Source organism: Rhizobium sp. H4, assembly GCF_003013335.1.
Classification (GTDB): domain Bacteria; phylum Pseudomonadota; class Alphaproteobacteria; order Rhizobiales; family Rhizobiaceae; genus Rhizobium; species Rhizobium sophoriradicis.
Window position 1 is genome coordinate 61,766 of record NZ_PSOW01000003.1, and the last position, 25,774, is coordinate 87,539.

27 protein-coding genes and 2 tRNA genes are annotated in these 25,774 nt (G+C 60.4%); 17 read left to right on the forward strand and 12 right to left on the reverse strand.

Annotation, left to right across the window (positions count from 1 at the left end):
* Positions 1–2: 2 nt before the first annotated feature.
* The 5 genes from nirB to C4N04_RS05145 all read right to left on the reverse strand — a co-directional run bounded on the left by nirB (position 3) and on the right by C4N04_RS05145 (position 6,013).
* Positions 3–2,453, reverse strand: a complete 2,451-nt coding sequence (gene nirB / locus C4N04_RS05130; protein ID WP_077993986.1) for a nitrite reductase large subunit NirB — start codon at positions 2,451–2,453, stop codon at positions 3–5.
* An 18-nt stretch (positions 2,454–2,471) separates the two neighbouring features.
* A complete protein-coding gene (locus C4N04_RS05135; RefSeq protein WP_077993984.1) occupies positions 2,472–3,713 on the reverse strand; it encodes a nitrate/nitrite transporter in 1,242 nt (413 codons plus the stop codon).
* Between the two features lie 175 nt (positions 3,714–3,888).
* On the reverse strand, positions 3,889–4,071 hold the full coding sequence (locus C4N04_RS31530; protein ID WP_158775538.1) for a hypothetical protein: 183 nt from the start codon (positions 4,069–4,071) through the stop codon (positions 3,889–3,891).
* A 36-nt stretch (positions 4,072–4,107) separates the two neighbouring features.
* Entirely contained in the window at positions 4,108–5,391 is a 1,284-nt protein-coding gene (locus C4N04_RS05140; RefSeq protein ID WP_009995378.1) for a CmpA/NrtA family ABC transporter substrate-binding protein, read from the reverse strand.
* 34 nt (positions 5,392–5,425) lie between these two features.
* A complete protein-coding gene (locus tag C4N04_RS05145; protein ID WP_010058808.1) occupies positions 5,426–6,013 on the reverse strand; it encodes an ANTAR domain-containing response regulator in 588 nt (195 codons plus the stop codon).
* 416 nt (positions 6,014–6,429) lie between these two features.
* Here C4N04_RS05145 and C4N04_RS05155 point away from each other — a divergent pair, with 416 nt between their 5' ends.
* The 3 genes from C4N04_RS05155 to C4N04_RS05165 all read left to right on the forward strand — a co-directional run bounded on the left by C4N04_RS05155 (position 6,430) and on the right by C4N04_RS05165 (position 9,239).
* Entirely contained in the window at positions 6,430–7,089 is a 660-nt protein-coding gene (locus C4N04_RS05155; protein WP_038688456.1) for a peroxiredoxin, read from the forward strand.
* Positions 7,090–7,233: 144 nt separating this feature from the next.
* Positions 7,234–8,190 carry a lytic transglycosylase domain-containing protein gene (locus C4N04_RS05160; protein WP_106795650.1) on the forward strand — a complete coding sequence of 319 codons (957 nt, stop codon included), beginning with the start codon at positions 7,234–7,236 and terminating at the stop codon, positions 8,188–8,190.
* 95 nt (positions 8,191–8,285) lie between these two features.
* Positions 8,286–9,239 (forward strand): NAD(P)-dependent oxidoreductase, encoded by a 954-nt coding sequence (locus C4N04_RS05165; protein WP_009995843.1) that lies wholly within the window; start codon positions 8,286–8,288, stop codon positions 9,237–9,239.
* 12 nt (positions 9,240–9,251) lie between these two features.
* On the opposite strand, the gene C4N04_RS05170 is transcribed toward C4N04_RS05165, so the two are convergent.
* A complete protein-coding gene (locus C4N04_RS05170; protein WP_106795651.1) occupies positions 9,252–10,520 on the reverse strand; it encodes a glycerate kinase in 1,269 nt (422 codons plus the stop codon).
* Positions 10,521–10,706: 186 nt separating this feature from the next.
* On the opposite strand from C4N04_RS05170, the gene C4N04_RS05175 reads away from it, so the two are divergent.
* Positions 10,707–11,006 carry a DUF6074 family protein gene (locus C4N04_RS05175; RefSeq protein ID WP_038688460.1) on the forward strand — a complete coding sequence of 100 codons (300 nt, stop codon included), beginning with the start codon at positions 10,707–10,709 and terminating at the stop codon, positions 11,004–11,006.
* Positions 11,007–11,230: 224 nt separating this feature from the next.
* Positions 11,231–11,638, forward strand: a complete 408-nt coding sequence (locus tag C4N04_RS05180; protein WP_009996380.1) for a low affinity iron permease family protein — start codon at positions 11,231–11,233, stop codon at positions 11,636–11,638.
* Positions 11,639–11,650: 12 nt separating this feature from the next.
* On the opposite strand, the gene C4N04_RS05185 is transcribed toward C4N04_RS05180, so the two are convergent.
* The 4 genes from C4N04_RS05185 to C4N04_RS05200 form a co-directional block, all read right to left on the reverse strand.
* Positions 11,651–12,010, reverse strand: coding sequence for a low affinity iron permease family protein (locus C4N04_RS05185; RefSeq protein WP_009996378.1), 360 nt, complete (start codon positions 12,008–12,010; stop codon positions 11,651–11,653).
* A gap of 245 nt (positions 12,011–12,255) precedes the next feature.
* On the reverse strand, positions 12,256–13,176 hold the full coding sequence (locus C4N04_RS05190; protein WP_106795555.1) for a hypothetical protein: 921 nt from the start codon (positions 13,174–13,176) through the stop codon (positions 12,256–12,258).
* Positions 13,177–13,371: 195 nt separating this feature from the next.
* Complete coding sequence (locus C4N04_RS05195; RefSeq protein ID WP_096770361.1) at positions 13,372–13,641, reverse strand: hypothetical protein; 270 nt, start codon at positions 13,639–13,641, stop codon at positions 13,372–13,374.
* On the reverse strand, positions 13,638–13,910 hold the full coding sequence (locus C4N04_RS05200) for a hypothetical protein (protein ID WP_009996375.1): 273 nt from the start codon (positions 13,908–13,910) through the stop codon (positions 13,638–13,640). The genes C4N04_RS05195 and C4N04_RS05200 overlap by 4 nt, the downstream gene beginning before the upstream one ends.
* A gap of 266 nt (positions 13,911–14,176) precedes the next feature.
* On the opposite strand from C4N04_RS05200, the gene C4N04_RS05205 reads away from it, so the two are divergent.
* From C4N04_RS05205 to C4N04_RS05220, 4 genes are all read left to right on the forward strand, one after another.
* Positions 14,177–14,515 carry an oxidoreductase gene (locus C4N04_RS05205; RefSeq protein WP_077993978.1) on the forward strand — a complete coding sequence of 113 codons (339 nt, stop codon included), beginning with the start codon at positions 14,177–14,179 and terminating at the stop codon, positions 14,513–14,515.
* Positions 14,516–14,792: 277 nt separating this feature from the next.
* On the forward strand, positions 14,793–14,972 hold the full coding sequence (locus C4N04_RS32065; protein WP_096764068.1) for a hypothetical protein: 180 nt from the start codon (positions 14,793–14,795) through the stop codon (positions 14,970–14,972).
* Positions 14,973–15,122: 150 nt separating this feature from the next.
* Positions 15,123–15,326, forward strand: a complete 204-nt coding sequence (locus tag C4N04_RS05215) for a CsbD family protein (protein ID WP_009986102.1) — start codon at positions 15,123–15,125, stop codon at positions 15,324–15,326.
* 535 nt (positions 15,327–15,861) lie between these two features.
* Complete coding sequence (locus tag C4N04_RS05220) at positions 15,862–16,170, forward strand: hypothetical protein (RefSeq protein WP_077994103.1); 309 nt, start codon at positions 15,862–15,864, stop codon at positions 16,168–16,170.
* 311 nt (positions 16,171–16,481) lie between these two features.
* Here C4N04_RS05220 and C4N04_RS05225 read toward each other — a convergent pair.
* A tRNA-Asn gene (locus C4N04_RS05225) sits at positions 16,482–16,556 on the reverse strand.
* Positions 16,557–16,673: 117 nt separating this feature from the next.
* Between C4N04_RS05225 and C4N04_RS05230 the strand changes: the two genes are divergently transcribed.
* Positions 16,674–16,988: a PGPGW domain-containing protein gene (locus tag C4N04_RS05230; RefSeq protein WP_077994101.1), complete on the forward strand. Its 315-nt coding sequence runs from the start codon at positions 16,674–16,676 to the stop codon at positions 16,986–16,988.
* A 71-nt stretch (positions 16,989–17,059) separates the two neighbouring features.
* Positions 17,060–17,347: a hypothetical protein gene (locus C4N04_RS05235; protein ID WP_009995501.1), complete on the forward strand. Its 288-nt coding sequence runs from the start codon at positions 17,060–17,062 to the stop codon at positions 17,345–17,347.
* A 56-nt stretch (positions 17,348–17,403) separates the two neighbouring features.
* On the opposite strand, the gene C4N04_RS05240 is transcribed toward C4N04_RS05235, so the two are convergent.
* Entirely contained in the window at positions 17,404–17,742 is a 339-nt protein-coding gene (locus tag C4N04_RS05240; protein WP_106795556.1) for a KTSC domain-containing protein, read from the reverse strand.
* Between the two features lie 261 nt (positions 17,743–18,003).
* On the opposite strand from C4N04_RS05240, the gene C4N04_RS05245 reads away from it, so the two are divergent.
* The 6 genes from C4N04_RS05245 (at position 18,004) to C4N04_RS05270 (ending at position 25,771) form a co-directional block, all read left to right on the forward strand.
* A tRNA-Cys gene (locus C4N04_RS05245) sits at positions 18,004–18,077 on the forward strand.
* Between the two features lie 477 nt (positions 18,078–18,554).
* The gene (locus C4N04_RS05250) at positions 18,555–19,220 is read left to right on the forward strand and encodes a protein-L-isoaspartate O-methyltransferase (RefSeq protein ID WP_009995508.1); all 666 of its coding nucleotides are present in this window, start codon (positions 18,555–18,557) and stop codon (positions 19,218–19,220) included.
* A gap of 365 nt (positions 19,221–19,585) precedes the next feature.
* Positions 19,586–20,455, forward strand: coding sequence for a DUF2497 domain-containing protein (locus tag C4N04_RS05255; protein ID WP_077993974.1), 870 nt, complete (start codon positions 19,586–19,588; stop codon positions 20,453–20,455).
* Positions 20,456–20,572: 117 nt separating this feature from the next.
* Complete coding sequence (locus C4N04_RS05260) at positions 20,573–23,416, forward strand: valine--tRNA ligase (RefSeq protein WP_106795557.1); 2,844 nt, start codon at positions 20,573–20,575, stop codon at positions 23,414–23,416.
* A 400-nt stretch (positions 23,417–23,816) separates the two neighbouring features.
* Entirely contained in the window at positions 23,817–25,082 is a 1,266-nt protein-coding gene (locus C4N04_RS05265) for an OmpP1/FadL family transporter (protein ID WP_096764065.1), read from the forward strand.
* A 227-nt stretch (positions 25,083–25,309) separates the two neighbouring features.
* Positions 25,310–25,771 (forward strand): hypothetical protein, encoded by a 462-nt coding sequence (locus tag C4N04_RS05270; protein ID WP_106795558.1) that lies wholly within the window; start codon positions 25,310–25,312, stop codon positions 25,769–25,771.
* Positions 25,772–25,774: the final 3 nt, after the last annotated feature.

The following is a 25,774-nucleotide window of genomic DNA, read 5'->3' on the forward strand; positions in this document are numbered from 1 at the left end:
CCTTACTCGGCAGCCTGCGGATAGCCGATCGTCGCCATCGGCTTGAATTCATGCTTGTCCTTGCCGGAGACGCGCTCCGACCAGGGATCGACTTGGGCGAATTTCTGGCTGAAGACGAAGCGGTCGTAATAGGCCTTGCGCTTTTCGGCATCGTCCATGATCTGGCGGCGAATTTCATCCAGGCCGACGCGCTTGGCCCATTTGTAGATGCGCTCGAGATAGCGGGCCTGCTCGCGGTACATCTGCGTCAATGCCACGATATGCTCCAGCGCCTCGTCCTCGGTCTTCACCAGGCCGAGCACTTCGGTGCCCTTGATATCGAGACCGGCGGCGCCGGCGAAATGGATCTCGAAACCGGAGTCGACGCAGATCACGCCGATATCCTTGCAAGTCGCTTCGGCGCAATTGCGCGGGCAGCCGGAGACGGCCATCTTCAGCTTGGCCGGTGTCCATGAGCCCCACATGAATTTCTCGATGCGGATGCCGAGACCGGTCGAATCCTGCGTGCCGAAGCGGCACCAGTCCGAACCAACGCAGGTCTTCACCGTGCGCAAGCCCTTGGCATAGGCCTGGCCGGAGACGAAACCGGCTTTACCGAGATCGGCCCAGACGGCGGGGAGGTCTTCCTTCTCGATGCCGAGCAAGTCGATGCGCTGGCCGCCCGTCACTTTCACCATCGGGATTTCGAACTTGTCGACGACATCGGCGATGGCGCGCAACTCGTTCGAATTGGTGACGCCGCCCCACATGCGCGGAACGACGGAGTAGGTGCCGTCCTTCTGGATGTTGGCGTGGACGCGCTCATTGATGAAACGCGACTGGTAGTCGTCGGCATATTCGTCCGGCCAGTCGCAGACGAGGTAATAGTTGAGCGCCGGCCGACACTTGGCGCAGCCGCAGGAGGTCTTCCATTCCAATTCCTGCATGACGGCGGGGATGCTCTTCAGACCTTTCGCCTTGATCAGGCGGCGAACATCGTCATGGCCGAGTTCGGTGCAGGTGCACATCGGCTGCACGGCAGCCGGATTGTAGCCGTCGCCGAGCGTCAGCGCCATCAGTTGCTCGACGAGGCCGGTGCAGGAGCCGCACGAGGCGGAGGCCTTTGTATGGGCGCGTACGTCGTCGAGTGACGTCAGCCCTTTGCTCGTGATCGTCGAGGTGATCTTGCCCTTGCATACGCCGTTGCAGCCACAGATTTCCGCGTCATCCGGCAAGGCTGCAACGGCCGCCATAGGGTCCAGCGGCGACCCTCCCTGATAGGCTTGACCGAAGATCAGCGTCTCGCGCATCTCCGAAATATCGGTCGCCTTCTTCTTCAGATCGTTAAACCAGGCGCCGTCGGCGGTTTCGCCGTAAAGCACGGTGCCGATGATCTTGTTGTCCTTCAGCACCAGGCGCTTGTAGATGCCAGCGCTGGCATCGCGCAGTACGATCTCCTCGCGGTCGTCGCCATCGGCGAAATCGCCGAGCGAATAGAGTTCGATGCCGGTGACCTTAAGCTTGGTCGGGGTGTCCGCATGCACGAAAGCAGGCGAACGGTCGCCGGAGAGATGCGCTGCGGCGATGCGGGCCATTTCGTAGAGCGGCGCGACGAGGCCGTAGACCATGCCGCCCACCTCGGCGCATTCGCCGAGCGCGAAAATGTCGCCATCCGAAGTCTGCATGCCGGCATCGACGACGATGCCGCGATTGACCGCAAGGCCGGCGTCCTTCGCCAGGCCGACACTCGGGCGAATGCCGACGGCCATGACGACGAGGGTGGCCGGGATGATGCGGCCGTCGTCGAGTTCGATGCCTTCGACCTTGCCATTGCCGATGATCGCCTTGGTGTTGGCCTTGCAGATGACCTTGATGCCGCGTTCTTCGACCGCCTTCTGCAGCAGATAACCGGCGGCGGGATCGAGCTGGCGCTCCATCAGCGTCGGCATGACGTGCAGGACGGTGACGTCCATGCCGCGCTGGGCAAGGCCGGCCGCCGCTTCGAGGCCAAGCAGGCCGCCGCCGATGACGACCGCCTTTTCGCGCGACTGGGCGGCAAGCAGCATCGCTTGCACGTCGTCGAGATCGCGATAGGTGATGACGCCGGGCAGATCCTTGCCGGGAACCGGGATGATGAAGGGCACGGAACCGGTGGCGATCACCAGCTTGTCGTAGCTTTCGGTGACGCCGTGGTCGGAGGTGACGGTCTTGGCGGCGCGATCGATGTTGACGATCTTGTGGCCCTTGTAGAGCATGATGCCGTGCTTGATGTACCAGCCGTCACCGTGAATGATGATCTGCTCGTAGTCTTTCTCTCCGGAGAGAACCGGCGACAGCATGATGCGGTCGTAATTGACGCGCGGTTCGGCATTGAAGATCGTGACGTCGTAGCGTCCGGGCGCCCGTTCGAAGAGGTGCTCCAGCATGCGCCCCGGCGCCATGCCATTGCCGATGATGACGAGTTTTTCGGTCATACGTTCAAGTCCCTTGGATTAGGTTGCAGGCACGGGCGCGGAGTGCCCTTGGCGCGACAGTTGCTTGACGGACAGGTGCATCCAGATGAGCGAGATCGCGACGATTGCGAAGAGCAGCAGGAAGCAGCTGGACCAGAGGCCCGTCATGTCCTTGAGGAGGCCGAAGGCGATCGGCAGGATGAAACCGCCGAGACCGCCCATCATGCCGACGACGCCGCCGACGGCGCCGACGCTGTCGGGATAGTAGCCCGGAATGTGCTTGTAGACGGCGGCCTTGCCGAGGCTCATGAAGAAGCCCAGCACGAAGATGACGGCGATGAAGATGACGGGTGTGATTGTCGCGACCGGCAGCGACAGGATGAGCGTGGCCACGGCCGACACGGCGAACATTGCGTACATCACGCTGCGTGCGCCCTTCTTATCGGACAGCACGCCGCCGAAGGCCCGGAAGATGCTGCCGGGGATCGAGTAGGCCGCCGCGATCATGCCGGCAGTTTCGAGGTTGAAGCCGTAGACGCCGACCAGATAGCGCGGCAGCCACAGCGACAGGGCGACGAAGCCGCCGAAGGCGAAGAAATAGTAGAGCGAGAAGCGCCAGACCTGGACGTTCTGCAGCGGTGCGAATTCCTGGGCTAGGCTCTTCGAAGCGGCGCCGCGCTCGCGGCGAAGACGGAAGGCCGGATCGTCCGTGGTGGTGAACCAGAAGACGATGGCCATCACCGCCAGACAGACGGCCCAGATTTCCGCAACCGCCTGCCAGCCCCAGGCGAGCAGAACGAAGGGAGCGGCGAATTTGGTCACAGCCGCGCCGACATTGCCGGCGCCGAAGATGCCGAGCGCCGTTCCCTGCTTCTCCGCCGGGAAGAACGGCGAGACATAGGCGACACCGACCGCGAAGGAGCCGCCGGCAAGCCCGACGCCGAGGCCGGCGATCAGCATCTGCGTATAGGTGTGGGCGTAGGAGAGCAGGAAGGTCGCCACTGCGGCGGCAAGCATCGTGAGCGTGTAAACGAGACGGCCACCGTAACGCCCCGTCCAGATACCGAGCACGATGCGCACGAGCGAACCGGTCAGAACCGGAGTGCCGATCAACAATCCGAACTCAGCCTCGTTGAGGTTGAGCTCCTGCTTGATGCGGACGCCGATGATCGCAAAGATCGTCCAGACGGCGAAACAGAGGGTGAAGGCAACCGTGGAGATCCACAATGCTTTGGCTGGTTCGCCGGCGGACATAGGCTTCGCTTTCTCGATGACAGACATGGCTTCTCCGTGGCCCGACAAGGTCGCGCCGATCCATCGCTGGGGGTTAAAAACAAAAAAGCCGCTGGTCAGGCTGCGCTGCACGAGGTGCGCGAAATATCCTGATCAGCGGCTTTGCTGGTGGCGCCCGCCGTTGGACGCCGAATTCATGGTCTTCTGCGAGCGCCTGTTGCGCTCACATACTGCGCTGATCGCCATTGATCTGTGCGCTAATAGTCTTGCAAACTGCGTGCCAGTTTTGTGGTTTTTCTTTAAGTTGTTGGATATAAAGGGAATTTACCGCCAGCATCCATCTGCTCGTTTTTACGGCTGCCAAAAATCGTGCAAATCTTTTGTGCGTTGCGGTGATGGTGGGCATCGAACTTTGCTGGCGTTTTGTGCAGTCCGGCAAGGATCAGGTCTCATCGCTGTGGGGAGCGAAGGGCAGGGTGCTTTTGACGGCAAAGCTCGCTACATAGCTCGGCAGTTCCGTCGGATCGAAGACGTGGCCGTCCATGAAGCGGTCGCCCTCGTCATTGCCTTCGATACGGATATCGGCGTCGTCAGGTGCGTTGGCGTCGCCGAGAGCGGTGCGATAGAGATCGGGGCGGTAGGCGGAGGCGGCGGCCCGCGCCTTGACGAGGCTGGCCTCGGCCTGCCCCCAGCGCATCATCTGGCTGTAAATCCACAGCGCATGGCTCGGCCGGGGATAATTGGCGAAGCCGGAATGAAACTGGAAATAATCGGCGATGATGCGCCGGTTTCCCCTGCCATCGAGGCTGAATTCGCCGGCGAGAACGCGGCGAATGATGTCGACGGGGGCGGCAATATAGCGCGGATCGGCGAGGGCGGCGGCCAGCGCGTTGTGATTGTCTGGCCGGTCGCACCAGCGGGCAGCCGCGTCGAGCGCTACGATCAGCCGGGAAACGGTCTCCGGATGGCTTTCCGCCCAATCCGGCCGCATGCCGATCACCTTTTCCGGCGCCGACGGCCAGATGTCCTGTTTGGCGGCGACGATGCGGCCGAGACCGCGCTCCGAGGCGACCATGTTCCAGGGAGCGCCGACGCAGAAGCCGTCGATCGCGCCTGCCGCCAGCGCATCCGATGTCAGCGGCGGCGGCACGACGACGAGCTTGACGTCCTTGTCGGGATCGATGCCGCCGGCCGCCAGCCAGTAGCGGAATTCGTAATTGTGCGAGGAGAAGGGATAAGTGACCCCGAAGGTCGGCAGCGGCTCGCCGCGCGCCTTGATCGCGGCGATCGTTTTTGCCAGAGCATGGGCGTTATCCAGCGCGGTTGCTGTTTCCGGCAATCCGGTGTCATCCCGCATCCTGTCGAAGAGCCGCGCCGACAGCGTGATCGCATTGCCGCCCCGGCCAAGGGAAAACGGCGTGATTGTCGGCGAGGGATTGGAGCCGAGGCCGAGCATGGACGCGACCGGCATCGGCGACAGCATATGGGCGATATCGAATTGGCGGAATGCCAGGCGGTCACGGACATTCGCCCAGGAGACGTCCTTGACGAGATGGAGCGTCAGGCCTTCCTTCTGCGCGAAGCCGAATTCCGCTGCCGCGATCAGCACCGATGCATCGACGAGCGGAATGAAGCCAGCCCGCAGCACTTTCGGGCCTTCATTGTTGATCTGCGCGGGCGAGGGCAGCCCGCCGCTGGAACTGGCGGTCTTCGTCATCATGTCCACTCCGGTTTCCTCCGGAAATTTAGGAGGCCCGCCATCACATCAAAAGCCCCGCGGCGGTGACAACGCTCTGGGCGATTTCCGACATCTTCTTCTTCTCGTTCATCGCGGTCTGGCGCAGTAGGGCGAAGGCCTCTTCCTCGCTCAGGCCCCGTTTCTTCATCAATATGCCCTTGGCGCGCTCGATGAGCTTGCGTTCCTCCAGCGCCGAACGGGCATCGGCAAGCTCCCGCCGCAATCGGCTGAAGGCGTTGAAGCGGCTGACGGCCATGTCGAGGATCGGTTTGACGCGTTCCTTCTTCAGTCCGTCGACGATATAGGCGGATACGCCGGCCTCGACCGCAGCCTCGATCGAGGCGGTGTCGGAGCGATCGACGAACATGGCGATCGGTCGGCTGACGGTGCGCGTCAACTGAAACAGATGCTCCATCATATCGCGGTTGGGATTTTCGATATCGATGATGATCACGTCAGGCATCAGCGTTTCGATGGTTCGTGCAATGCCGTTGACTTCATGCACTACGGTAACGCGCGCGTGCCCAGCCTCGCGCAGCCCTTCCTCGATGATGGAAGCGCGAATGGTATTTTCGTCGATCACCAGAATCGTCAGATCGAGATGCGTCATGCCTCTAATAATGACGCAGTGCAGCAATTTTGGCAAGATATCCGCCCTAAAATTGTGCATAAATAAGATCGCACAAAAAATAGCCAGTGTGCTGCGCTTTTAAGCGCGGGATCGGAAGAAAATTTCGAAAGAGCTCCTGCTGGGCTGTGACAAGACCGATCAAAATTGATCGGTCTTGTCATCGCGCCAGCTTGCCGGGAAAAATAATGCCGGCGGAGGCTGCAAATCGAAAGAGCGTACCTTCGGTTATCGTGGTATATAGCTTAAAGAAATGCAGCGAAAACCGTGGGATGGGAGAGTTTTCCGCTCGCAGCCGATGCTATCCGGTCGATCGCAATTTATCACGACTGCGGCAGGCAGTCCCATGGCCGCCGTTTTGAGATAATGAAACCAACAACGGCTTTGGAGGGCCGACCATGAGCTTACGTATCAACGATATCGCTCCCGACTTTACCGCTGACACCACGCAGGGACCGATCAGCTTCCATGACTGGATCGGCAACGGCTGGGCCGTGCTGTTCTCACATCCGAAGAATTTCACGCCGGTCTGCACAACCGAGCTCGGCGCGATGGCAGGCTTGGCGGGCGAATTTTCCAAGCGCGGCGTCAAGATCATCGGCATCTCAGTCGATCCGGTCGAAAGCCACTCCAAGTGGAAGGGCGACATTAAGACGGCAACCGGCTTCGACGTCGATTATCCGCTGATCGGTGACAAGGATCTTAAGGTCGCCAAGCTCTACGACATGCTGCCGGCCGGCGCCGGCGACAGCTCGGAAGGCCGCACGCCCGCTGACAACGCGACGGTGCGTTCGGTTTTCATAATCGGACCCGACAAGAAGATCAAGCTGATCCTTACCTATCCGATGACGACGGGCCGCAATTTCAACGAGATCCTGCGCGCCATCGACTCCATCCAACTGACGGCCAAGCACCAGGTAGCGACACCGGCAAACTGGAACCAGGGCGAGGACGTCATCATCACCGCCGCGGTGTCCAACGAGGACGCGATCACGCGTTTCGGCTCCTTCGATACGGTTCTGCCCTATCTCCGGAAGACCAAGCAGCCGACGGCCTGATCGCTGTTTTCAAGCTGTTTCCAAGCCGCCGCGGCCATATGGTCCGGCGGCTTTTTCGTGCCGGCATTGCTGAAATGGGGAAGCTTCGCGCCTCGATTGATGTTATCTAAGATCAGCGTCGCGATGGAAGTCGAACCTGCCGAGATGATAGGGCGAAAACGTCAGTCCGACATGGGGAGGAGATCGGCGAAGGTCATGCTTTCGCTCGGCTTGCTGTTTTCCACGGCGGACACGCCAAAAGCCCAGCCGGAAGGAAGCGATGCGCCACCGGCCTGCCTCTATTCCGGGCCTGCTGCCTCAGGATCAGGCGAGACGCTCTGCATCCGCAAGGACAATTTCAATCGCGACCTCTGCGCCGCTATCGAGCATTTCGCCGGGGCCAATCGCTTGCCGCCGGATTATTTCGCCCGTCTCATTTGGCGCGAAAGCACCTTTCGCCCCCATGCCGTCAGCTATAAAGGCGCGCAGGGTATTGCGCAGTTCATGCCCGGCACGGCGAAACTGCGCGGCCTCGACGACAGCTACCAGGTGCTGGAGGCGCTGCGGAAATCGGCGCAGTATCTCGACGAATTGCGCAACCGTTTCGGCAATCTCGGCCTTGCCGCCGCCGCCTATAATGCCGGCGAAAACGGTCTTGCTTCTTACCTTGCGTCAGGGAGATTACCTTACGAGACGCGGAGCTACGTCATGGCGATCACCGCCCATACGGTCGAGGAGTGGAAGGACAATCCGCCGAAAGACGCGGCAGCCCCGCTCGACAAGGACAAGCCCTTTCTCGATGGCTGCGTGGCGCTCGCCGAAAGGCGGAGGTTGAAGGACACGCCCTGGCGTCAGGAGGGCAATTGGGCGCCCTGGGGCGTTCAACTGGCCGCGAATGCCGATGTGGCGGTGGCACGGCGCTTGTTTCTCGATGCCGTGCAGGATCTGCCTTCACCTCTGAATGCGGAACAGCCGCTGATCCTGCGCCAGCGCGATCGCAGCTTCGGTTTCCGCCCGCGTTATGTCGCCCGCATCGCCCGGCAGACGCGTGGGGAAGCCAACGACGTCTGCAACCAGATCCGCCGGCATGGCGGCACGTGTCTTGTTTTCAAGAATCGATAGCCGGCCCGCTCGCCACTCTCGGGGAAAACTCCGCTTGCAGGATCTTGGGCCGGCGCAGCATAGTCGGTGCGGATCACGCCAACGGAGGAACGACAATGCGGGTTTTGGTCATCGGGGCGACGGGCCATGTCGGAACCTATCTCGTTCCGCGCCTGGTGGAGGCAGGTCACGACGTCGTCACCATCAGCCGCGGCGCGGCAAAACCTTATATGGAAAACCGGGCCTGGGCCTCCGTCGACCAGCGCCGGATGGATCGAGCCGGGATGGAGCGGGCCGGCGAATTCGCCCCGGCCGTGCGCGCATTGAAAGCCGATATCGTCATCGACATGATCTGCTTCACGCTGGCAAGTGCCGAGCAGCTGGTGACGGCCTTGTCCGGGCATGTCGGACACTTCCTGCACACCGGCACGATCTGGACACATGGCTATCCCGTGTCTGTGCCAACCTGCGAGGAAGCCCCGAAGTCTCCGTTCGGTGACTATGGTATTCAGAAGGCGGCGATCGAAACCTATCTGCTGCAGCAGGCAAGGCTGCAAGGCTTCCCGGCAACCATCATCCACCCTGGCCATATTGTCGGCACCGGATGGGCGCCGCTCAACCCGGCCGGCAACTTCAACCTGGAGGTCTTCTCGACCCTTGCCCGGGGCGAAACCCTGACCCTGCCCAATTTCGGCCTGGAGACCGTTCATCACGTCCACGCCGATGACGTGGCGGCGATGTTCATGGATGCAATTGCCCACTGGAACGCGTCGATCGGTGAGAGTTTCCACGCAGTTTCCGAGCAGGCCTTGACCCTTCGCGGTTATGCGGAAGCCATGTCGCGCTGGTTCGGGCGGGAGCCGAGGCTCACGTTCGCGCCTTTCGATGCCTGGGCCGAAGGCCAGACGGCCGAGGATGCGGAGGCGACATGGGAGCATATTGCCCGCAGTCCAAATTGCTCGATCGCGAAAGCCCGACGCCTGCTCGGTTATGCGCCGCGATATACGTCGCTGCAGGCAGTGCAGGAATCGGTCGGCTGGCTGGTGGGGCAGGGGCGGATCAAGACGTGATCCGGCCGGGTCTCAAGCGATCAGGATGGCTCTGAAATCATTGACATTGGTGCCGGTCGGGCCTGTCTCGAAGAGATCGCCGACGGCAGCAAAGCCCGAATAGCTGTCATTGCCGTCCAGCAGCCGCCGCGCATCGAGCCCGGCGGCGCGAAGGCGCTTGACCGTGCCGCCATCGACAAAGGCGCCGGCATTGTCCTCCGAGCCGTCGATGCCGTCCGTGTCGGCAGCAAGGAGATGAATGCCTTCCTGTCCGTTGATCGCGAGCGCCATGGCGAGCGCGAATTCGCCGTTGCGCCCACCCCTGCCGCCCTTGGCCCGGAGCGTCACCGTCGTCTCGCCACCGGACAGGATGACGACCGGCTTCGAAAAAGGCCTGTTCCGGCCGAGCACTTCGCGGGCGATCGCCGCATGCACCTGCGCCACGTCGCGCGATTCACCTTCGATCGCATCCGAAAGGATCGCCGGTTCGATGCCATGCTCTTTCGCCTGGGCGGCCGCCGCCTCCAGCGATACGCCGGCCGAGGCGATGACGTGATGCTCGTGCCGTGAAAACACCGGATCGTCGGGCCGCGGCGCATCGGCCTTCGGCGAGTTCAGATGATCGAGGGCGGCCTGCGGCAGCTGCAATCCGTATTGCCTGATAATCTCAAGGGCCTCGTGCCGAGTCGAACCGTCGGGCACGGTCGGCCCGGAGGCGACATGGGCGGGATTGTCGCCCGGAATGTCGGAAACGATCAGGCTGACGACCTTCGCTTTCGTCGCCGCTGCAAGCCTGCCGCCCTTGATGGTGGAGAGATGCTTGCGCACGATATTCATCGCCGAGATCGGCGCACCCGAAGCAAGCAGCATCTCGTTGAGCGCGATCTCGTCTTCGAGGGTCAGCCCCTCCGGCGGGGCGGGTAGCAGCGCCGAGCCGCCGCCGCAGATCAGGGCAATCACCAGATCGTCTTCCGTCAGCCGGTTCACCGTTTCCATCAACCGTCTTGCCGCGGCAAGCCCCGCCGCATCGGGCACAGGGTGGGCGGCCTCGATGATCTCAATCTGGCGCGTTCCGCAGCCATAGCCGTATCTGGTAACCACCAGTCCCTCGAGCGGTCCGTCCCAGACGCTTTCGAGCGCCTGCGCCATTTGCGCCGCGCCCTTGCCGGCGCCGATCACCACGGTTCTGCCTTTCGGCTTCTCCGGCAGGCGCGCCTTTATGCCGGTCAGAGGATCGGCGGCACGAACCGCCGCGTCGAACAGGCTTTTCAGGAAGTCGCGGGGGGCGGCGGTTATTGTCATCATTGGTCTCTGCTGGCTGAGGTGTCGGTCACGACTGTCGGCGCATCGGCGTGCCGCCGTCAAGGTCGAAGACACTGCGATTTGACCACGCGGCACCACGTCTTGCCGCCGAACCAGTCAAATGAATAGAAAGCATTAACCATCGTCCCGTAGACAACATATAGGATCAAAGGAAACCTGTGTTCGATGGCCACTGAAACGACCCGCCGCCCTGCTATCTCTCATGAAGGCAAGGTTATCGCCTTTCCCTCCGGAACCGGAATCGCCAATATCGAGCGCTGCGCCCGAGAGCTCGGCCGCCGGCATGGCGCCGAGGCGATCGAATTCTGGAAGAGCGAATGCCGCAGGCTCGCCGATCAGCTTTTGGCCGCAGGGATGTCGGAGAGTGAGGTCGGTCAGCGAGTGCTGGAGTTTCAACAAGATGTCCAGATCGAGCTCGTCCTAAGCCACCAAAAACGGGCTGTTGCAAAATCTCAGAAAGGCTGATGCAGGTCGCCGGAGGCGCGCAGCGGCTGTGAAGAGAATGTTTTTAAGTACAACGATTTAATGCCATCCACGTGCATCTGGTCTAATGCAATGTACTGTGGCGGCAACTTCGAAGATTGAGCCGCCGCCCGCCCCCGGACAGGTCCTACGGCATGAGGAACTTCCGCCCGGATCTGGAGTTGATTTGTCGAATGACAGCATTGACGACGCGGGAGCCTGCTCAAATGTCGAACAAATCAAACTTCTTCTCTTCTTTTTCAACCGCCGTCGCCGAGCTTTCGGGAAGACCATATACCTTTGTCGCCGCTCTGGCGCTCGTCCTCGCCTGGGCGGTAACCGGACCCTATTTCGACTATTCTGAAACCTGGCAGCTTGTGATCAACACGACGACCACCATCATCACCTTTCTGATGGTGTTTGTGCTGCAGAACACTCAGAACCGAGATGGAAAGGCTCTGCAGGCCAAGCTCGACGAGCTCATTCTCACGAGCCAGGCCGCCAATAAATTCGTCGGCATCGAAAAGCTGGATGAGGGCGAACTGAGGGAAATGAGCAAGTCGCTCGCTGAAAAGGCCGAATGCGTCGAGGAGAAAGCGGAGGAGAAATCTGACGCAGAGGCAACATCCGCCTAAATTCGTCGCGCTTCAGGCTTGCCTTTCCGAAATCTGTGCTTGGTGTTGCCGGCGCATAGCCTCGATGGCGTCGGCATCTCTCTTCTCGGCCGCAATCCAGTGGTTTCCCGCCTCGCTTGAACGGATGAGTTCGTCAAGCTTGGCATGGAGCGCCTTCGTGTCTCGATTTTGGGCGTGTTGCACCAGCAGCACTACAAAGAACGCGATGAGCGTGCAGAAAGTATTGGTCAGCAAAAACCACCGCCGAGGAAAGGAAAAGTTCAGACCGACCGCCGTCCATATGACAACGAACGCGATCAGCGCGACGGGCAGCACACGATGTCCTGCCCAGGACGCGGCGAGGTCAGAAATCTGTCGAAAGCGCCAGCGCATACGGCTCTCCACAGCCTGTAATCAGAGATGGAGCAGATTGGAGCCTTGTCCATCACCCGAACGCGTGGCGAGCCTAAAGTTCGAAAGGTTGGCACCTACAAACTGAAGCTTTGCGGCGGCCCCGTGTTCGGCGCGAGCGAAGCCTATGACAAAAGCGGCCGCCTGGATGACGCCTCATCCGACCTGAGAGAGCCGAGGGTGTTTACATGGGGGCACAGCATTTCCGCGCCCCCATTGCTCATCCTCTACACCCGGGGGGTGACGATGAGATCTTCCTCTTCGTCGCGCTGCGATCCTCCGAGAGCCGCGGCCGCAGCGGCGATGAAAGCGCCGACCAGAAGCGACAGGGATCCAAGCAATGCCGTGGTGGAAGCGGCCTTGCGTGCCTCGTCGGCAGCCTTCTGGGTGGCGACCTTGGCGTCGTCGACACGTTTCAGAACCGTGTCAACGCGGGCGCGCGCATCGGCTTCGGAAAGACCGGTCCGGGCAGAGACGATGGTGGCAAGATAGGCCTTGTCCTCATCGGGAACTTGCCCCTCGGCGGCACCATTGAGGAGAATGCGGGAGACTTCCGATGTCGCCGCGACATCATTGGATGTGGCCGCCGCACGCGCCTGATCAGGACGCAGCAAGGCGTCGGTGAAATAGGCGGTGGAAAGATCCAGCGGCGACGTTGCTGACGATGCGGCTGCCGTACCGGCGGCTGTGGCAGTGGAACCCACGGCCTGTGCGGCCGATCCCACCGCTTGGGCGCCGGCGCCGGCGAGCGATGACAGCGACGATGCGAGGAACCCGGCGACAAAGATCGTCGCCAGAGCCCAGCTTAAGAACCCATGTGCGGTGTCCCGGAAGAACACCTCATCGGTGTGGACGGCCGCCCATTTGGTCCGCAAGCGGCCGGTAACATAGCCTCCAAGCGCAGAGGAGAGCCATTGCACGAGAACGAGCCAGATTGCCGCCGTAACGCCAAGTGTTCCGAGCGAACTGCTTTGCCCCGACCAGGGAGACACCATCGTCAGCCCGAGCCCGGATCCCAGAAGCAGAAGGATGAGGGTCACTCCGATGGAGGCGGCTGCGCCGCCGAAGATGGGTCCCCATGTCATGGCCGATTTGGAGGATTCGACCGGAGTGGCAACTTCTCCGGAACCTGTCATTGAAACCGACATGATCTGTTCCTATCGCATAAACAGAGCCAGAAGAATGATGATAGGCAGTGGAACACCGAGCAGCCAAAGTAGAATACCGCGACCCATGAGAGACCTCCTGTCAAAGTCGACGTTACATGGTTGATGCCACACAACTTTTAACCACGAGGTTTGTTCCCGGCAGACTATGTCGTCGCGCAACGCGCGGGGACGTCCTCAATCGCGCGGCAGCATCCGAAGGAGCAGCAGGTTGGCGGAGCGGTTGTCGCATTCCCGACATCTGAGGCGCTTGGCCAGCGTGGCGAGGGATAGGTTTTGGCCGCAGCGCCAGGCAACGTCCCGCCGGTCTATAGGCGCTTGGTGGCGGCAAGCACGGCAACGGGCGTAGATGACGAACCACTCCGGCAGGTTCGCCAGCGTTGCATTGTCGATTTCGATGGCATGACGATCAGGCGGCACGAGCTCGATGCTGCGACGATGTTTCATGTCCCTTCGCGAGACGTCGAGCGTTCACATGCCGTGCCGCGGCTCACCCCTCCATCTCGAAGGGCAAGCTGAAGTCGCAGGTGACGGCAATCCAGCAGCAGCGTCGTAATGGCGGCACGAATGTCGCCGTCGTGAAAAGCGACGACTGCGTCGACTTCTCCTTTCAGCGCGTCTTCTGCCAGTTTTTCAGCTGCCTGCGGACGCACGACCCCGATCTCCTTCAAAACTTTCGACCATGTTTTCAGCTTTTGCCATACGGATGTTCTCATTATGTTCCGACTGGTCGTCGAGTCAAGAAAGAACGCGTCTCGCGCATCGATCGTGCAAGTGCGAGACGCTGCACGCGAAAATATCGGTGGTGAAGGAGGTCGCGCAAAGCGAGGGTGGTGCGTGCGGGACAGAGCCTCCGTCTGCGCGATCCAGCTCAGGCAACAAAATCGGCGAGGGCGGAAGTTCCAGTACGCTTTCGAACTGAAACAATCTTCTGGGGCTCTTGTTTGCTGCCTATCGGCAATGAAGCCTCGAGGAGGATACCATGCTTCTGAGAATGATGGCAGTAACGGCAATTTCGATTGGCCTGGCAACATCGGCAATGGCGCAATCGGGCGGCGGGGGATCTGGCAGCGGTAGCAGTGGCGGAGCTTCAGGTTCCGGCAGCGGCACCACGTCTGGTACTGATGCTTCAGGCTCCGGCAATACCAACGCCAGCGGCACCGGCGCAAATACCACCATCGGCGCCGGCGCGACCGGTGCGAACAGCTCCGGTGGCGACCCGAACGACTGTCAGCGCCAGCAGGCCGGTGGCACCGGCAACCCGGCTCCCACTTCCGGCAACAGCTCGACACAGCCCGATGCTGCAAATGCATGCCAGTAAGCGCGGACGCCGCGTCACAAAGCTACCCCGGAAGGAACATCGCTTCCGGGGTACGCGTCCAATGCTATTCGAGATGCCTTAGCAAAGGCGGGCATATCGGACCGCCTGCACGCGAAATTCATGACGATCGGCAAGAATACGCGCTGCTGGAGCTGCGTCCCTTGCAGAAGTGCCTATATCTCTAAGCGCAAGCGATTTCGGAGTAAGTTTGGAAAACGACTCCCTTTGTTCCTGGGGAGCTCGCTCACCGATCGCGGCGACAATGGGAGAAGTAGAGATGAAGAGATTTCGGGCATTTTTAGCGGCCGGCACAATTACTCTGGCCGCCCTTGCCTCAGCCTGCTCGACCTCACCAAACTCATACGGCTCGGCATCGGGATATCAGCCGGGCGATTCAATGAACCCGGCCTGTGCCGACGGCTTCCGACCCGGCAACGGTCGGTCGTGCAGTTATTAGAGATGGTACCGTGGTCAATCCGCGGAGGCCACTGTGATTGATCTGTGGTGTGTGAATATTTTTCCGCAAGGTGGAACCGCCACCGCTGACCGAAGCGGAACCCTTATCGTTCGTCCCCGTTCCTCTATCCCAAGATAGGAGGAACTAACCATGGATTGGAATCGCGTCGAAGGTAACTGGAAGCAGATGAAAGGTAAGGTCAAGGAGCAATGGGGCAAGCTGACCGACGATGATCTTGATGTCATCAACGGTAAGCGCGATCAGCTCGAAGGCAAGATCCAAGAGCGCTACGGCTATGAAAAAGACCGCACCAGGAGAGATATCGACGATTGGTATAATCGCCAGACCTGGTAATTCACCTGCACCGCGCAGCGGCTGCCGTTAGCCTTAATCGCTGACCTGCTGCGCCTAATTTCGCGACGGGCGTTCTCATCTCTTTCGGCTGCGTCCCGTCGCAAGTTGGGCGCTGTCAATTGATCGATTTACATTGGCTTCCGCGGCGCTCGGAAAAAATGCCCCGCCGTGGCGGGGCAAGCTTGGCGAGCGGACCGCACAGAAAAAACGAGGAACACCCGTGCGATCCTACGCCTTAACGGCAGGGGCTCGGCCAAGTTCCTGTACGGTATTTGACAGAGGATATTCCGCTAGTCGCACCAGTCGTTACGCTGCTTCGAACTCCAGGGGGTCGAAAACCCTCCGTAAGCATCTTCTTCCCAATCTCTTCCCTTTTTTATGCTCCAGGTGACTCAGAATATCTTCGTTCCAATAAACCGTACTTGTTGAAAAACTTATGAGACGGGTATGGCGCACCTTCGATCCGCAGCGGAGAGCCGTTCATCCTAGGTTAATGCCTATTAACCCAGACTTGCGGGCTGGAAAGGATGCGCCGATGAACAAGCTTTTACCCGCAGTCGCAGCGTCAGTCTTGGCTGCATGTTTCGCTCTGCCGCTAAACGCCATGCCGATCGTCGTGCCAAAAGCGGTAGCTGTGCACACCTCCGACGTCGAGCAGGTCAAACACCGTCGTCACGGTAATGGACATGCGTATGGCCACTGGAAGAAACGCCGGTACGCTTCCCGCGACTGCCGGTACTACGACTCTTGCTACCGTCCGCGGTATTATCGCGAGCGTTACGGCTATCGCGATTATTCCCCCTATCGCCGTCGGTCGGGTGTGACTGTGTACTTCAATTTTTAGGCGGCAGTGCCCGGGCCACTTGGCCGTCGGCCTCACAGGCCGGCGGCACGCTTCCGTATCGCCGGCATCTTGTCTGAAACCGGCTGTATGCGAACACAACCCGTTTTACATCTCCGACAGAAACGCGTGCGCCATCGGGGCGCACCGATTTCGCTCGGAATAAACATGCATCACAAAAGAAGGCGCCCGCGCAAAGCTGCGTGCGGTGCAGAACTTCAACCGCGAATTATCACAGGATGCTAAAGCGGGGAGGGAAGGTGGGAAGTAAATGCCTGTCTTCGGATTTCTCAACAAAACAGGCAATTAAGAAATGGCTCCCCGGGCCGGATTCGAACCGGCGACCTGTCGATTAACAGTCGAATGCTCTACCGCTGAGCTACCAGGGATCACTGCTTGGCGCGGTGTGAGTGGGCTAATACAAATGCTTGCCCGATTTGCCAAGCGGTTTTTTCAAAAAAATGAAATGAACTTGTATTTGGGTGGCCTATGCCCATCTCTGGGAAATGACAAAAAGGGATGATCGCCAGAACACGGGTAGCGAGAAGCGCAGGGTGCGGGCACGGCGCTTCGGCATCGATCACGCTAGCCACAGGCTTATGCTCGGCTCCTTCAGCATCGGTATGCCGCGTTCGCGCATCGGGCGGATGGCAATCGGCGTGGCCCTCGTCTTGTGCGGCTTCCTGGGCTTTCTTCCGATCCTGGGTTTCTGGATGATACCGCTCGGCCTCCTGGTGCTCTCGCATGACCTTCCCATAGCGCGGAGGCTTCGGCGCCGGCTGGCAGTCTGGTGGCATAAGCGGGGAAGACCGGCCGGATGAGGCTGATCACCGCAGAGCCCCGCGGGAGTGCGGATCGCTTGCGCCAACACGGCACTACCGAGGGTGAGGTAATGAAAGTGTTCTTGATTGTCGTCCTGTCAGCGGCGGCGATTCTTTCGGCGAGGTCCGCCGGAGCCCAACCCGTCGACAGCCGCGGATTTGACGCCGGCGGTATTTGCCGCCGTCCGGAAGGCTGCGTCATCGATCAAGGCCAGGGCGGCGGATATAGCGGGCCTCGCAACTATCGCAATTTTAACGGCCGCAATGAGCGCGACGGCGAGAACGACCGTGGCCGGGACGATCGCCGCTACCGCTCCCGGAGCAGGACCTCGCTTGCGACGGTCAGCATCGTTGCCTGATTGCGCGCTGCAGGCTGTCGGGATCGAGACGCATGGACCCGGGGGCGCACGCGGTTCTAATTCGATCTCAGTTGGCTTTCCTCGAAAATCACGTCATGGCCCGGATCGAGATCGGTTGCCATCAACAGGCTGCAGGCGGCCAGAAGCAGAACGAGCTTCAGTCCGTAGGAGACCATCGAGATCGGCCCTCGACGAGCCGGCGAGAAGCGCGATGGCGCGATATAGTACTGGTAATAGAAATGGGGATCGTTCGTTTCCAGCAGGTTCTGGTAGACATGCGGCGGAATGTCGGCATGTCGTACCGCCGCGGAACCGGAGAACTTTACGCGGAGATCGCCGGTTTCGGCGTTATACGCCGCACGTCCCTGATTTGACTTGAGGGCAGCCCATTTCATACAGCAGCTCCTATACCCTCCCGGGGCGGAAGATGGCGGGTAGGCGTCCGAAGTCAAGTTAAGAGTTGGTTCAAATGCTGTGGTTGGTGCGAAACAGGGCGTGATCGCCGAGAGGAAGTTTCAGCCTGGGCCGCGGCGTGTCCCGGGATGGAAAAATGGTCTTCTCGGCTGCCGCGGAATGGCGTTTTTGCAAAATGCCCTCTTGCGATTTCCTTACGATCATTCTAAACGCTCGCCACGGCTCAGATGATGAGCATGTGAGGCCTCGTGGCGGAGTGGTGACGCAGAGGACTGCAAATCCTTGTACCCCGGTTCAATTCCGGGCGAGGCCTCCAATATTTCCCCACCGCTGATAAATGATTGTGAAACCTTGATATTTCAAGGCTATCGCGCCGAATTGCAGCCGCCGCTCGGTCCAGCCTATGCCAACCGGCGTGCGCAGCCCGCGTCCGCCCGGATGAGATCGTGACCGGCGCCAGCGGCTCCATGCCGCAGCGCGCGCTCCTCAGCTTGTTTCACCGTCCAGCAACCTGCAACAGAAGATGCCGATGAGCGCTGCGAGGATGAAGAAATCGAACAGCGTCAGATATTCGAAAATCGCAGACATGGCCTGCTCCTCCCATTTCCTCCGCTGCAAATCATACCATGAAGGGGCAGGGGATTCCATGTTTGGTCTGCAGCGCCTTTCCCCTCCTGTGGCTCGAAAGAGGCGTCCGCCGGATTCTTTTCGCCGACTGCTGCCAAGCCTTGAAAGCATTCGTGTCGGAGATTAAGAGACGGGGGACAGGAACCGCTTTCAAGAGCGAGAGGACATGATGGATTTCGAAGCAGCGCGCGCAAAGATGGTCGACAACCAAGTTCGCACGACCGACGTGACCTCGCATTCCGTGCTGACGGCGTTTCTCACGGTGCCGCGTGAGGCTTTCGTGCCGGAGAAGGCAAAGCTCCTGGCCTATGTCGACAACGATGTCGAGATCTCCGCTGCCGCACCGGGCAAGCCGGCCCGCTTCCTGATGGAAGCTTCGCCACTCGCCAAGCTGCTGCAGCTCGCTGCTATCAGCAAGGATGATTTCGTGCTCGAAGTCGGTTGCGGCACCGGTTACACATCGGCGCTGCTGTCGATTATCGCCGGCTCGGTCATCGCGCTCGAATGCGACGAGGGTCTGGCCGCCGAGGCGAAGGAAAAGCTTGCCGGCTACGGCAAGGTCGAAGTTGTCACCGGCCCGCTCGAAATGGGCTACGCTGCCGGCGCTCCCTATGATCTGATCTTTATCAATGGCGCGGTCGAGGAAGTTCCGGCCGCTCTTCTCGGCCAATTGCGCGATGGCGGCCGTCTGGTCACGGTCGAAGGTCATGGCAATGCCGCCCGCGCCAAGGTCTTCGTCGCCGAGCGCGGCGCCATTTCGGAGAACGTCTTCTTCAATGCTTCAGTCAAGCCGCTGCCGGGTTTCGCCAAGGCGCGCGAATTCGTTTTCTGACGCTGGTCTCCTCGACGAATTGCAGCGACGGGCGCCGATGGCGCCCGCTTTTATTTGCGCGCCGCGTGTCTTTTCAGACGCGCAAAGGACGCTGTGACAGTTTGCATCAGCGCATCCGCCCTCAAGATCGATTCCGATTTCCGGGCGGAGTCGTTCGCGCTGCCGGAAACCCTTCACAAACATCATTTATCCTGACGCCTCGGCCGCGAATTGCCGACGGCATTCATTGGGTAACAAAACTGTGCATGGCCGCATTCATTTGATTCGCGATGATTTTTTTCACGTCTGGGGTATTCTAAGGTCGTGGTGATTCGGATGAACGCTCCACACCATCCGGTCGTTGTTTTGGGATAACGGGGATAGATATGGCTCAGCCAAGTGTAGCGCGTGAACCGTCCATGGAAGAAATTCTGGCGTCCATCCGCCAGATCATCGAAAGCAATGAACCCGGCGCCGGCAAGGCGATTTCCGCATCCCTGCCGCCGGTTTACGGCTCCGACGAGGACGTGAACGGCTCCGAGATCCATCTGACCGTCGATGACACCTATGCCGGCGTCGAGTTCCCCGAGCCGGCCATGCGCTCTTCCGATCCGCGTTTCGTCGCCGCCAATTCGGCCGGGACCGCCCCCGAGACGGAAGCGCCGGCCCGCGCCCTGTCGCTTGCCGATGTCGCCGCCCGCGTGCGCGCCGCCTCCGAGCGCAGTGCCGTGCAGGCCGGTCAGGCCCTGCGGGAAATTCCGAGCGGCTTCCGTCAGCCCGAACCGCAGCCGGCCGTGACGCCGGAACCGTCGCGCGCGACGGCGCCGCAGCCGCAGCCGGTCCAGCCCGTTTTCCCGGCCGCTGCAGCACCCGTTCCGCCACATGGCATTCAGCAGCCGGCCGAGCCGGCTCCTGTCGAAACGCCACGGGTGGCCGTCGCCGAGCCGGCCCCGGTCGTCGAAACGGCGCCGCCTGCCTTAGAGCCCGCCGGTTCGTCGACCGAGCGCTTCCTGCCGAGCGTTGTCGATGAGGTCCAGTCGACGCTTCTCTCCGAAGATGCCGGTCTGCAGATCAGCCGTTCCTTCGAGGAGCTTGCTGCGGCGATCGACGGCGCGGAGCGCCGCTCGCTGGATGAAATCGCAGAGGACATGCTGCGCCCGATGCTGCGCGAATGGCTTGATGATAATCTGCCGACGCTGGTCGAGCGGTTGGTGCGCGAGGAAATCGAGCGCGTGGCGCGCGGCCCGCGCCGTTGATCGGATTGCTTTTTCTTGGAAAAGCCGCTCCGGTCTCCGGGGCGGCTTTTTTATTGACTTGGCCGTGGCCATCCTATTTACAAACGCCACCCTCGAACCTCGAAAATTGGTCAGAAAATGCTCGACAAGACCTATGATTCCGCCGCCGTCGAACCAAAAATCGCAGCGAAATGGGATGAAGAGGACGCCTTCCGCGCTGGCGCCAACGCCAAGCCCGGGGCCGAGACCTTCACCATCGTCATCCCGCCGCCGAATGTCACCGGTTCGCTGCATATGGGCCATGCGCTCAACAACACGCTGCAGGACATCCTGGTGCGTTTCGAGCGCATGCGCGGCAAGAACGTGCTCTGGCAGCCGGGCATGGATCACGCCGGCATCGCCACGCAGATGGTCGTCGAGCGCAAGCTGATGGAACAGCAGCTGCCGGGCCGCCGCGACATGGGCCGCGACGCCTTCATCGACAAGGTCTGGGAGTGGAAGGCTGAATCGGGCGGCCTGATCTTCAATCAGCTGAAGCGCCTGGGTGCCTCATGCGACTGGTCGCGCGAACGCTTCACCATGGACGAAGGCCTGTCGAAGGCCGTTCTCGAGGTTTTCGTCACGCTCTACAAGGAAGGTCTGATTTACCGCGACAAGCGTCTGGTCAATTGGGATCCGAAGCTGCTGACGGCAATTTCCGATATCGAAGTCGAGCAGCACGAGGTCAAGGGCAATCTCTGGCACCTGCGTTATCCGCTAGAAAAGGGCGTCACCTATCAGTTCCCGATCGCTTTCGATGAGGAAGGCAAGCCGACCGAATTCGAGACGCGCGACTATGTGGTTGTCGCAACCACACGGCCGGAGACAATGCTGGGCGACACCGGTGTTGCCGTCAATCCGAAAGACGAACGCTACCAGGGCATTGTCGGCAAGCATGTCATTCTGCCGATCGTCGGCCGCAGGATTCCGATCGTTGCCGACGACTATGCCGATCCGGCCGCCGGCAGCGGCGCGGTGAAGATCACGCCTGCGCATGATTTCAACGACTTCGACGTCGGCAAGCGCGCAGGCCTTCGCATCATCAATATCATGAATGGCGACGGCACGATCACCATCAAGGACAATGAGGATTTCCTCGAAGGTCTCGATAATCCGGCGGCGCTGCACGGCGCCTGGGATCGCCTGGAAGGGCAGGATCGTTTCTTTGCGCGCAAGGTCATCGTCGAGATTTTCGAAGAGGCCGGTCTCGTCGACAAGATCGAGCCGCACAAGCACATGGTCCCGCACGGTGACCGCGGCGGCGTGCCGATCGAGCCGCGGCTGACCGAGCAATGGTATGTCGATGCCAAGACGCTCGCCGAACCGGCGATCGCTTCGGTGCGCGAGGGCCGCACCAGGATGGTGCCGAAGAGCTGGGACAAGACCTATTACGAATGGATGGAAAACATCCAGCCCTGGTGCGTTTCCCGCCAGCTCTGGTGGGGTCACCAGATCCCCGCCTGGTACGGTCCGGACGGCCAGGTCTTCGTCGAAAAGACGGAGGAAGAGGCGTTGCAGGCGGCGATCCAGCATTACCTCTCGCATGAGGGGCCGATGAAGGCCTATGTCGAGGACCTCCTCGAAAACTTCAAGCCGGGCGAGATCCTGACGCGGGACGAGGACGTGCTCGACACGTGGTTCTCCTCCGCTCTCTGGCCCTTCTCGACACTCGGCTGGCCGGACGAAACGCCGGAACTCGCCCGTTATTATCCGACCAACGTTCTCGTCACCGGCTTCGACATCATCTTTTTCTGGGTTGCCCGCATGATGATGATGGGCCTGCACTTCATGAAGGATGATGACGGCAGCCCCGTTGAGCCCTTCAATACCGTCTATGTCCACGCGCTGGTGCGCGACAAGAACGGACAGAAGATGTCGAAGTCAAAGGGCAACGTCATCGATCCCCTGGAACTGATCGACGAATACGGCGCCGACGCGCTGCGCTTCACCTTGGCGATCATGGCGGCCCAGGGCCGCGACGTGAAGCTCGATCCGGCCCGCATCGCCGGCTACCGTAATTTTGGCACCAAGCTCTGGAACGCCACGCGCTTTGCCGAGATGAACGGTGCAAAAAGCGATCCGCATTTCGTGCCGGAGGCGGCCGAACTCACCATCAATCGCTGGATACTGACGGAACTTGCCCGTACGGAACGTGACGTTACGGAAGCGCTTGAAGCCTTCCGCTTCAACGACGCCGCCGGCGCGCTTTATCGTTTCGTCTGGAACGAGGTCTGCGACTGGTATCTCGAACTTTTGAAGCCGGTCTTCAACGGCGAGGATGCGGGCGCCAAGGCCGAAGCCCAGGCCTGCAGCGCCTATATTCTCGAAGAGATCTACAAGCTGCTGCATCCCTTCATGCCCTTCATGACCGAAGAGCTCTGGGCGCATACGGCAGGTGAAGGCAAAGAGCGCGACACGCTGGTCTGCCATGCCGAATGGCCGGCGCCCTCCTATGCTGACGACGCGGCTGCCGACGAGATCAACTGGCTGATCGACCTCGTCTCCGGCATTCGTTCCGTGCGCGCCGAAATGAACGTGCCGCCGTCGGCCACAGCGCCGCTCGTCGTGGTCAAGGCCAACAACCTGACCCGCGAAAGGCTGTTCCGCCACGACGCCGCCATCAAGCGACTCGCGCGTGTCGAGGCGATCTCGCTGGCCGACGATGCGCCGAAGGGAGCAGCCCAGATCGTCGTCGCCGAGGCCACCATCTGCCTGCCGCTCGGCAATCTGATCGACCTTTCCGCGGAAAAGGCGCGTCTCGAAAAGGCGATTGGCAAGATGGAAGGCGAGATGTCGCGCATCGACGGTAAGCTCTCCAACGAGAAGTTCGTCGCCAATGCCAATCCCGAAGTGGTCGAGGCTGAGCGCGAGCGTTTAGAGGAACTGAAGGGTCAGATGGCGAGCCTGAAGATCGCCCTTTCCAGGGTGAGCGAAGCCGGATAAGTTTTGCTGCCCATTTTGGCAAATCATTTCAAAGACGCGCCCGGCTAAGGCGCGTCTTTTGTCGTTCTAGGCGCCCGCGTGATTCGGTCCTGAAAGCGGCTGATTTCGGGCCCTGAGCCTGTGGATTGTGGCTATGCTGGCATCCCAAGGGCGAAAACTGCCACTGTTGTCGGATTGATACAGCTTTCGCAATGTGTGGAATGAAAACCCAAAAGCCAGGCTGAAACCCGGTGGTTTCGGAATAAAATTTTATTAACCAGATTTTTTGACGTGTCCGTCAATTTTTTTACGTAAGTTGGCCACTGCAATGCCCGGGAGCGCTGCCGTGGGGCGCGTTGCCATGTCAGGCGAACACTTACTACAGTGGCGTCACATCAATTGCTGGAGTGGGGGAGACACAATGGCATCGCGTAGGTTTTCCAAGGGCGTAACGTCGCTCGTTCTTCTTTCGTCGCTTGCATCGCCGTCCTTCGCCGGCGGTCTGGAGCGCGGCGGATACAATATCGACCAACTGTTCGACACGTCGCCTTTTTCGTTCCAGTCGGGTGTGACCTACGTCACCCCACAGCGCAAGCTGAAGGACGTCCGTGACACGAATACATCCGTCTTAACTGGGGGTGGCAATCTCAACACCCGTTCGGACACCGCCGACGAGACGTCGAATTACACCATTCCCTATGTCGGCTTCAAAGCCGGCTTCGCCGATACGATCGATTGCCTCGTCGATTATTCCGAGCCCTTCGGCGGCCACTCCGATCCTGGTCTGAACTGGGCGGGCGCCAACAACAACATCGAAACGGAAATCAAGACCCGCAACTATGGCGGCACTTGCTCCTATCGTTTTGACGTCGGTCCCGGCCAGCTTCGCTTCATCGGCGGCGCCTTTTACCAGGAAGTCGAGGGCTTCAAGGAACGTCTGGTTTCAACACTTCCGCTTCTACTCGGCGTAGGCACGGGCGTCGGCCGCCTTGATCTGGAAGATAGCGGTTGGGGCTGGCGGGCCGGCCTCGCCTATGAGATTCCGGAATATGCGATGCGCGCGAGCCTCGTTTATAACAGCCGCGTCAAGTACGACGACCTGACCGGAACTGTTGATCTCCGTCAGGTTCCAGTTGTGCCGGTTTATGGAGGTCAAGTCACACCTGTTTTTGGTTCCGCCGAAGCGCCGGATTCACTTGAGCTGAAGTTGCAAAGCGGTATTGCTCCAGACTGGCTCGCCTTCGGCTCGGTGAAATGGACGAACTGGAGTGTGCTTCAATCCGTGCCTTTCTGCCCGACCTCGACAAAGGGCTTGGCCGCCTGCAAATCCGGCGGCGCGACGGAACTGACCTCCCTCGACCTGCTTTATCGTGACGGTTGGACGATCTCCGGTGGTGTCGGCCACAAGTTCACCGATCAATGGGCCGGTGCGGTAAGCCTGACCTGGGACCGCGGCACCAGCCAGGGCTATGGTGCACAGACAGACAGCTGGACGCTGGGTGTCGGTGCAGCCTATACGCCGACCGAACATATCGAATGGCGCATCGCCGGCGCCGTGGGTCTGTTGACGAGCGGCTCGTCCGGCGTTGTGACCCAGAATGGTGTCACGTTTGGAGATGACGTCTCCTATTCCTTCGGCAACGATCTGGTCACTGCACTGTCGACGAGCCTAAAGGTCAAGTTCTAATACTCCGATTTGAAGAATTGAAAGCCCGGCAGTGCCGGGCTTTTCTGTTTTGCGTCCGTTAATCATACTATTCCCGCGCCGATTTTGTGACGATTCAGCAACACTTTTTTACGACGGTTGGCATATGGTGACTGCGCGGCGAATTTGTCTATTTCCCGCCACAAAGAGAGCGCAGCGATATTGGCAGGCGACGAGACGGCAGACGTAGGGTGCGTGTAAAGAGTAGCATGGGTCGATTTTTTTCCGACAACAGCAGGTCATACGACGCGATTGGCGACAGTCGTTCGATTGCGGCCGTTTCGCTTTCTGGACAAGGCTGTTCCGGCCGCAGATCCAGCCTTGCAACGAGGTTGTCGATCCGTCCACTGTCGGTATTTTCGACCAATACGCCTGAGCAGCGCGGCTTTGGCGGAGAAGCCGATACTGGTTTCGTCACATTTGCTGTTTACCAAAGCGATCAAGGCAGGAAGGCGGATGCCGCGCCTGCCAAAGGAATGCCAGGCAGATTGCAGTGGGGCCATGCCGGGAGCCGGGTGGTTCTAGATGACATGCTGAAAATTCGGCCGGGAAACGGCCAATGGGCTGGATGCGACGCGGGCGAAGGGGCCATGGAGCCCACCGCGGGATCGCTCGCCTCGAATGAATACATCGACCGTCTGCCCGGCGCCCGCGCCGGCTGCGTGCGATGAACG

Coding starts and splice junctions, on each gene's coding strand:
- C4N04_RS05175 (WP_038688460.1), top strand. CDS start 10,707: ATGGCCACTGAAACGACCCGCCGCCCTGCTATCTCTCATGAAGGCAAG.
- C4N04_RS05260 (WP_106795557.1), top strand. CDS start 20,573: ATGCTCGACAAGACCTATGATTCCGCCGCCGTCGAACCAAAAATCGCA.
- C4N04_RS05170 (WP_106795651.1), bottom strand. CDS start 10,520: ATGACAATAACCGCCGCCCCCCGCGACTTCCTGAAAAGCCTGTTCGAC.
- C4N04_RS05145 (WP_010058808.1), bottom strand. CDS start 6,013: ATGACGCATCTCGATCTGACGATTCTGGTGATCGACGAAAATACCATT.
- C4N04_RS05160 (WP_106795650.1), top strand. CDS start 7,234: ATGATAGGGCGAAAACGTCAGTCCGACATGGGGAGGAGATCGGCGAAG.
- C4N04_RS32065 (WP_096764068.1), top strand. CDS start 14,793: ATGAAGAGATTTCGGGCATTTTTAGCGGCCGGCACAATTACTCTGGCC.
- C4N04_RS05220 (WP_077994103.1), top strand. CDS start 15,862: ATGAACAAGCTTTTACCCGCAGTCGCAGCGTCAGTCTTGGCTGCATGT.
- C4N04_RS05185 (WP_009996378.1), bottom strand. CDS start 12,010: ATGCGCTGGCGCTTTCGACAGATTTCTGACCTCGCCGCGTCCTGGGCA.
- C4N04_RS05165 (WP_009995843.1), top strand. CDS start 8,286: ATGCGGGTTTTGGTCATCGGGGCGACGGGCCATGTCGGAACCTATCTC.
- C4N04_RS05255 (WP_077993974.1), top strand. CDS start 19,586: ATGGCTCAGCCAAGTGTAGCGCGTGAACCGTCCATGGAAGAAATTCTG.
- C4N04_RS05135 (WP_077993984.1), bottom strand. CDS start 3,713: ATGTCTGTCATCGAGAAAGCGAAGCCTATGTCCGCCGGCGAACCAGCC.
- C4N04_RS05230 (WP_077994101.1), top strand. CDS start 16,674: ATGACAAAAAGGGATGATCGCCAGAACACGGGTAGCGAGAAGCGCAGG.
- C4N04_RS05180 (WP_009996380.1), top strand. CDS start 11,231: ATGTCGAACAAATCAAACTTCTTCTCTTCTTTTTCAACCGCCGTCGCC.
- C4N04_RS05205 (WP_077993978.1), top strand. CDS start 14,177: ATGCTTCTGAGAATGATGGCAGTAACGGCAATTTCGATTGGCCTGGCA.
- C4N04_RS05215 (WP_009986102.1), top strand. CDS start 15,123: ATGGATTGGAATCGCGTCGAAGGTAACTGGAAGCAGATGAAAGGTAAG.
- C4N04_RS05270 (WP_106795558.1), top strand. CDS start 25,310: ATGGGTCGATTTTTTTCCGACAACAGCAGGTCATACGACGCGATTGGC.
- C4N04_RS05265 (WP_096764065.1), top strand. CDS start 23,817: ATGGCATCGCGTAGGTTTTCCAAGGGCGTAACGTCGCTCGTTCTTCTT.
- C4N04_RS05195 (WP_096770361.1), bottom strand. CDS start 13,641: ATGAAACATCGTCGCAGCATCGAGCTCGTGCCGCCTGATCGTCATGCC.
- C4N04_RS31530 (WP_158775538.1), bottom strand. CDS start 4,071: ATGCCCACCATCACCGCAACGCACAAAAGATTTGCACGATTTTTGGCA.
- C4N04_RS05235 (WP_009995501.1), top strand. CDS start 17,060: ATGAAAGTGTTCTTGATTGTCGTCCTGTCAGCGGCGGCGATTCTTTCG.
- C4N04_RS05155 (WP_038688456.1), top strand. CDS start 6,430: ATGAGCTTACGTATCAACGATATCGCTCCCGACTTTACCGCTGACACC.
- C4N04_RS05190 (WP_106795555.1), bottom strand. CDS start 13,176: ATGTCGGTTTCAATGACAGGTTCCGGAGAAGTTGCCACTCCGGTCGAA.
- C4N04_RS05250 (WP_009995508.1), top strand. CDS start 18,555: ATGATGGATTTCGAAGCAGCGCGCGCAAAGATGGTCGACAACCAAGTT.
- C4N04_RS05240 (WP_106795556.1), bottom strand. CDS start 17,742: ATGAAATGGGCTGCCCTCAAGTCAAATCAGGGACGTGCGGCGTATAAC.
- nirB (WP_077993986.1), bottom strand. CDS start 2,453: ATGACCGAAAAACTCGTCATCATCGGCAATGGCATGGCGCCGGGGCGC.
- C4N04_RS05200 (WP_009996375.1), bottom strand. CDS start 13,910: ATGAGAACATCCGTATGGCAAAAGCTGAAAACATGGTCGAAAGTTTTG.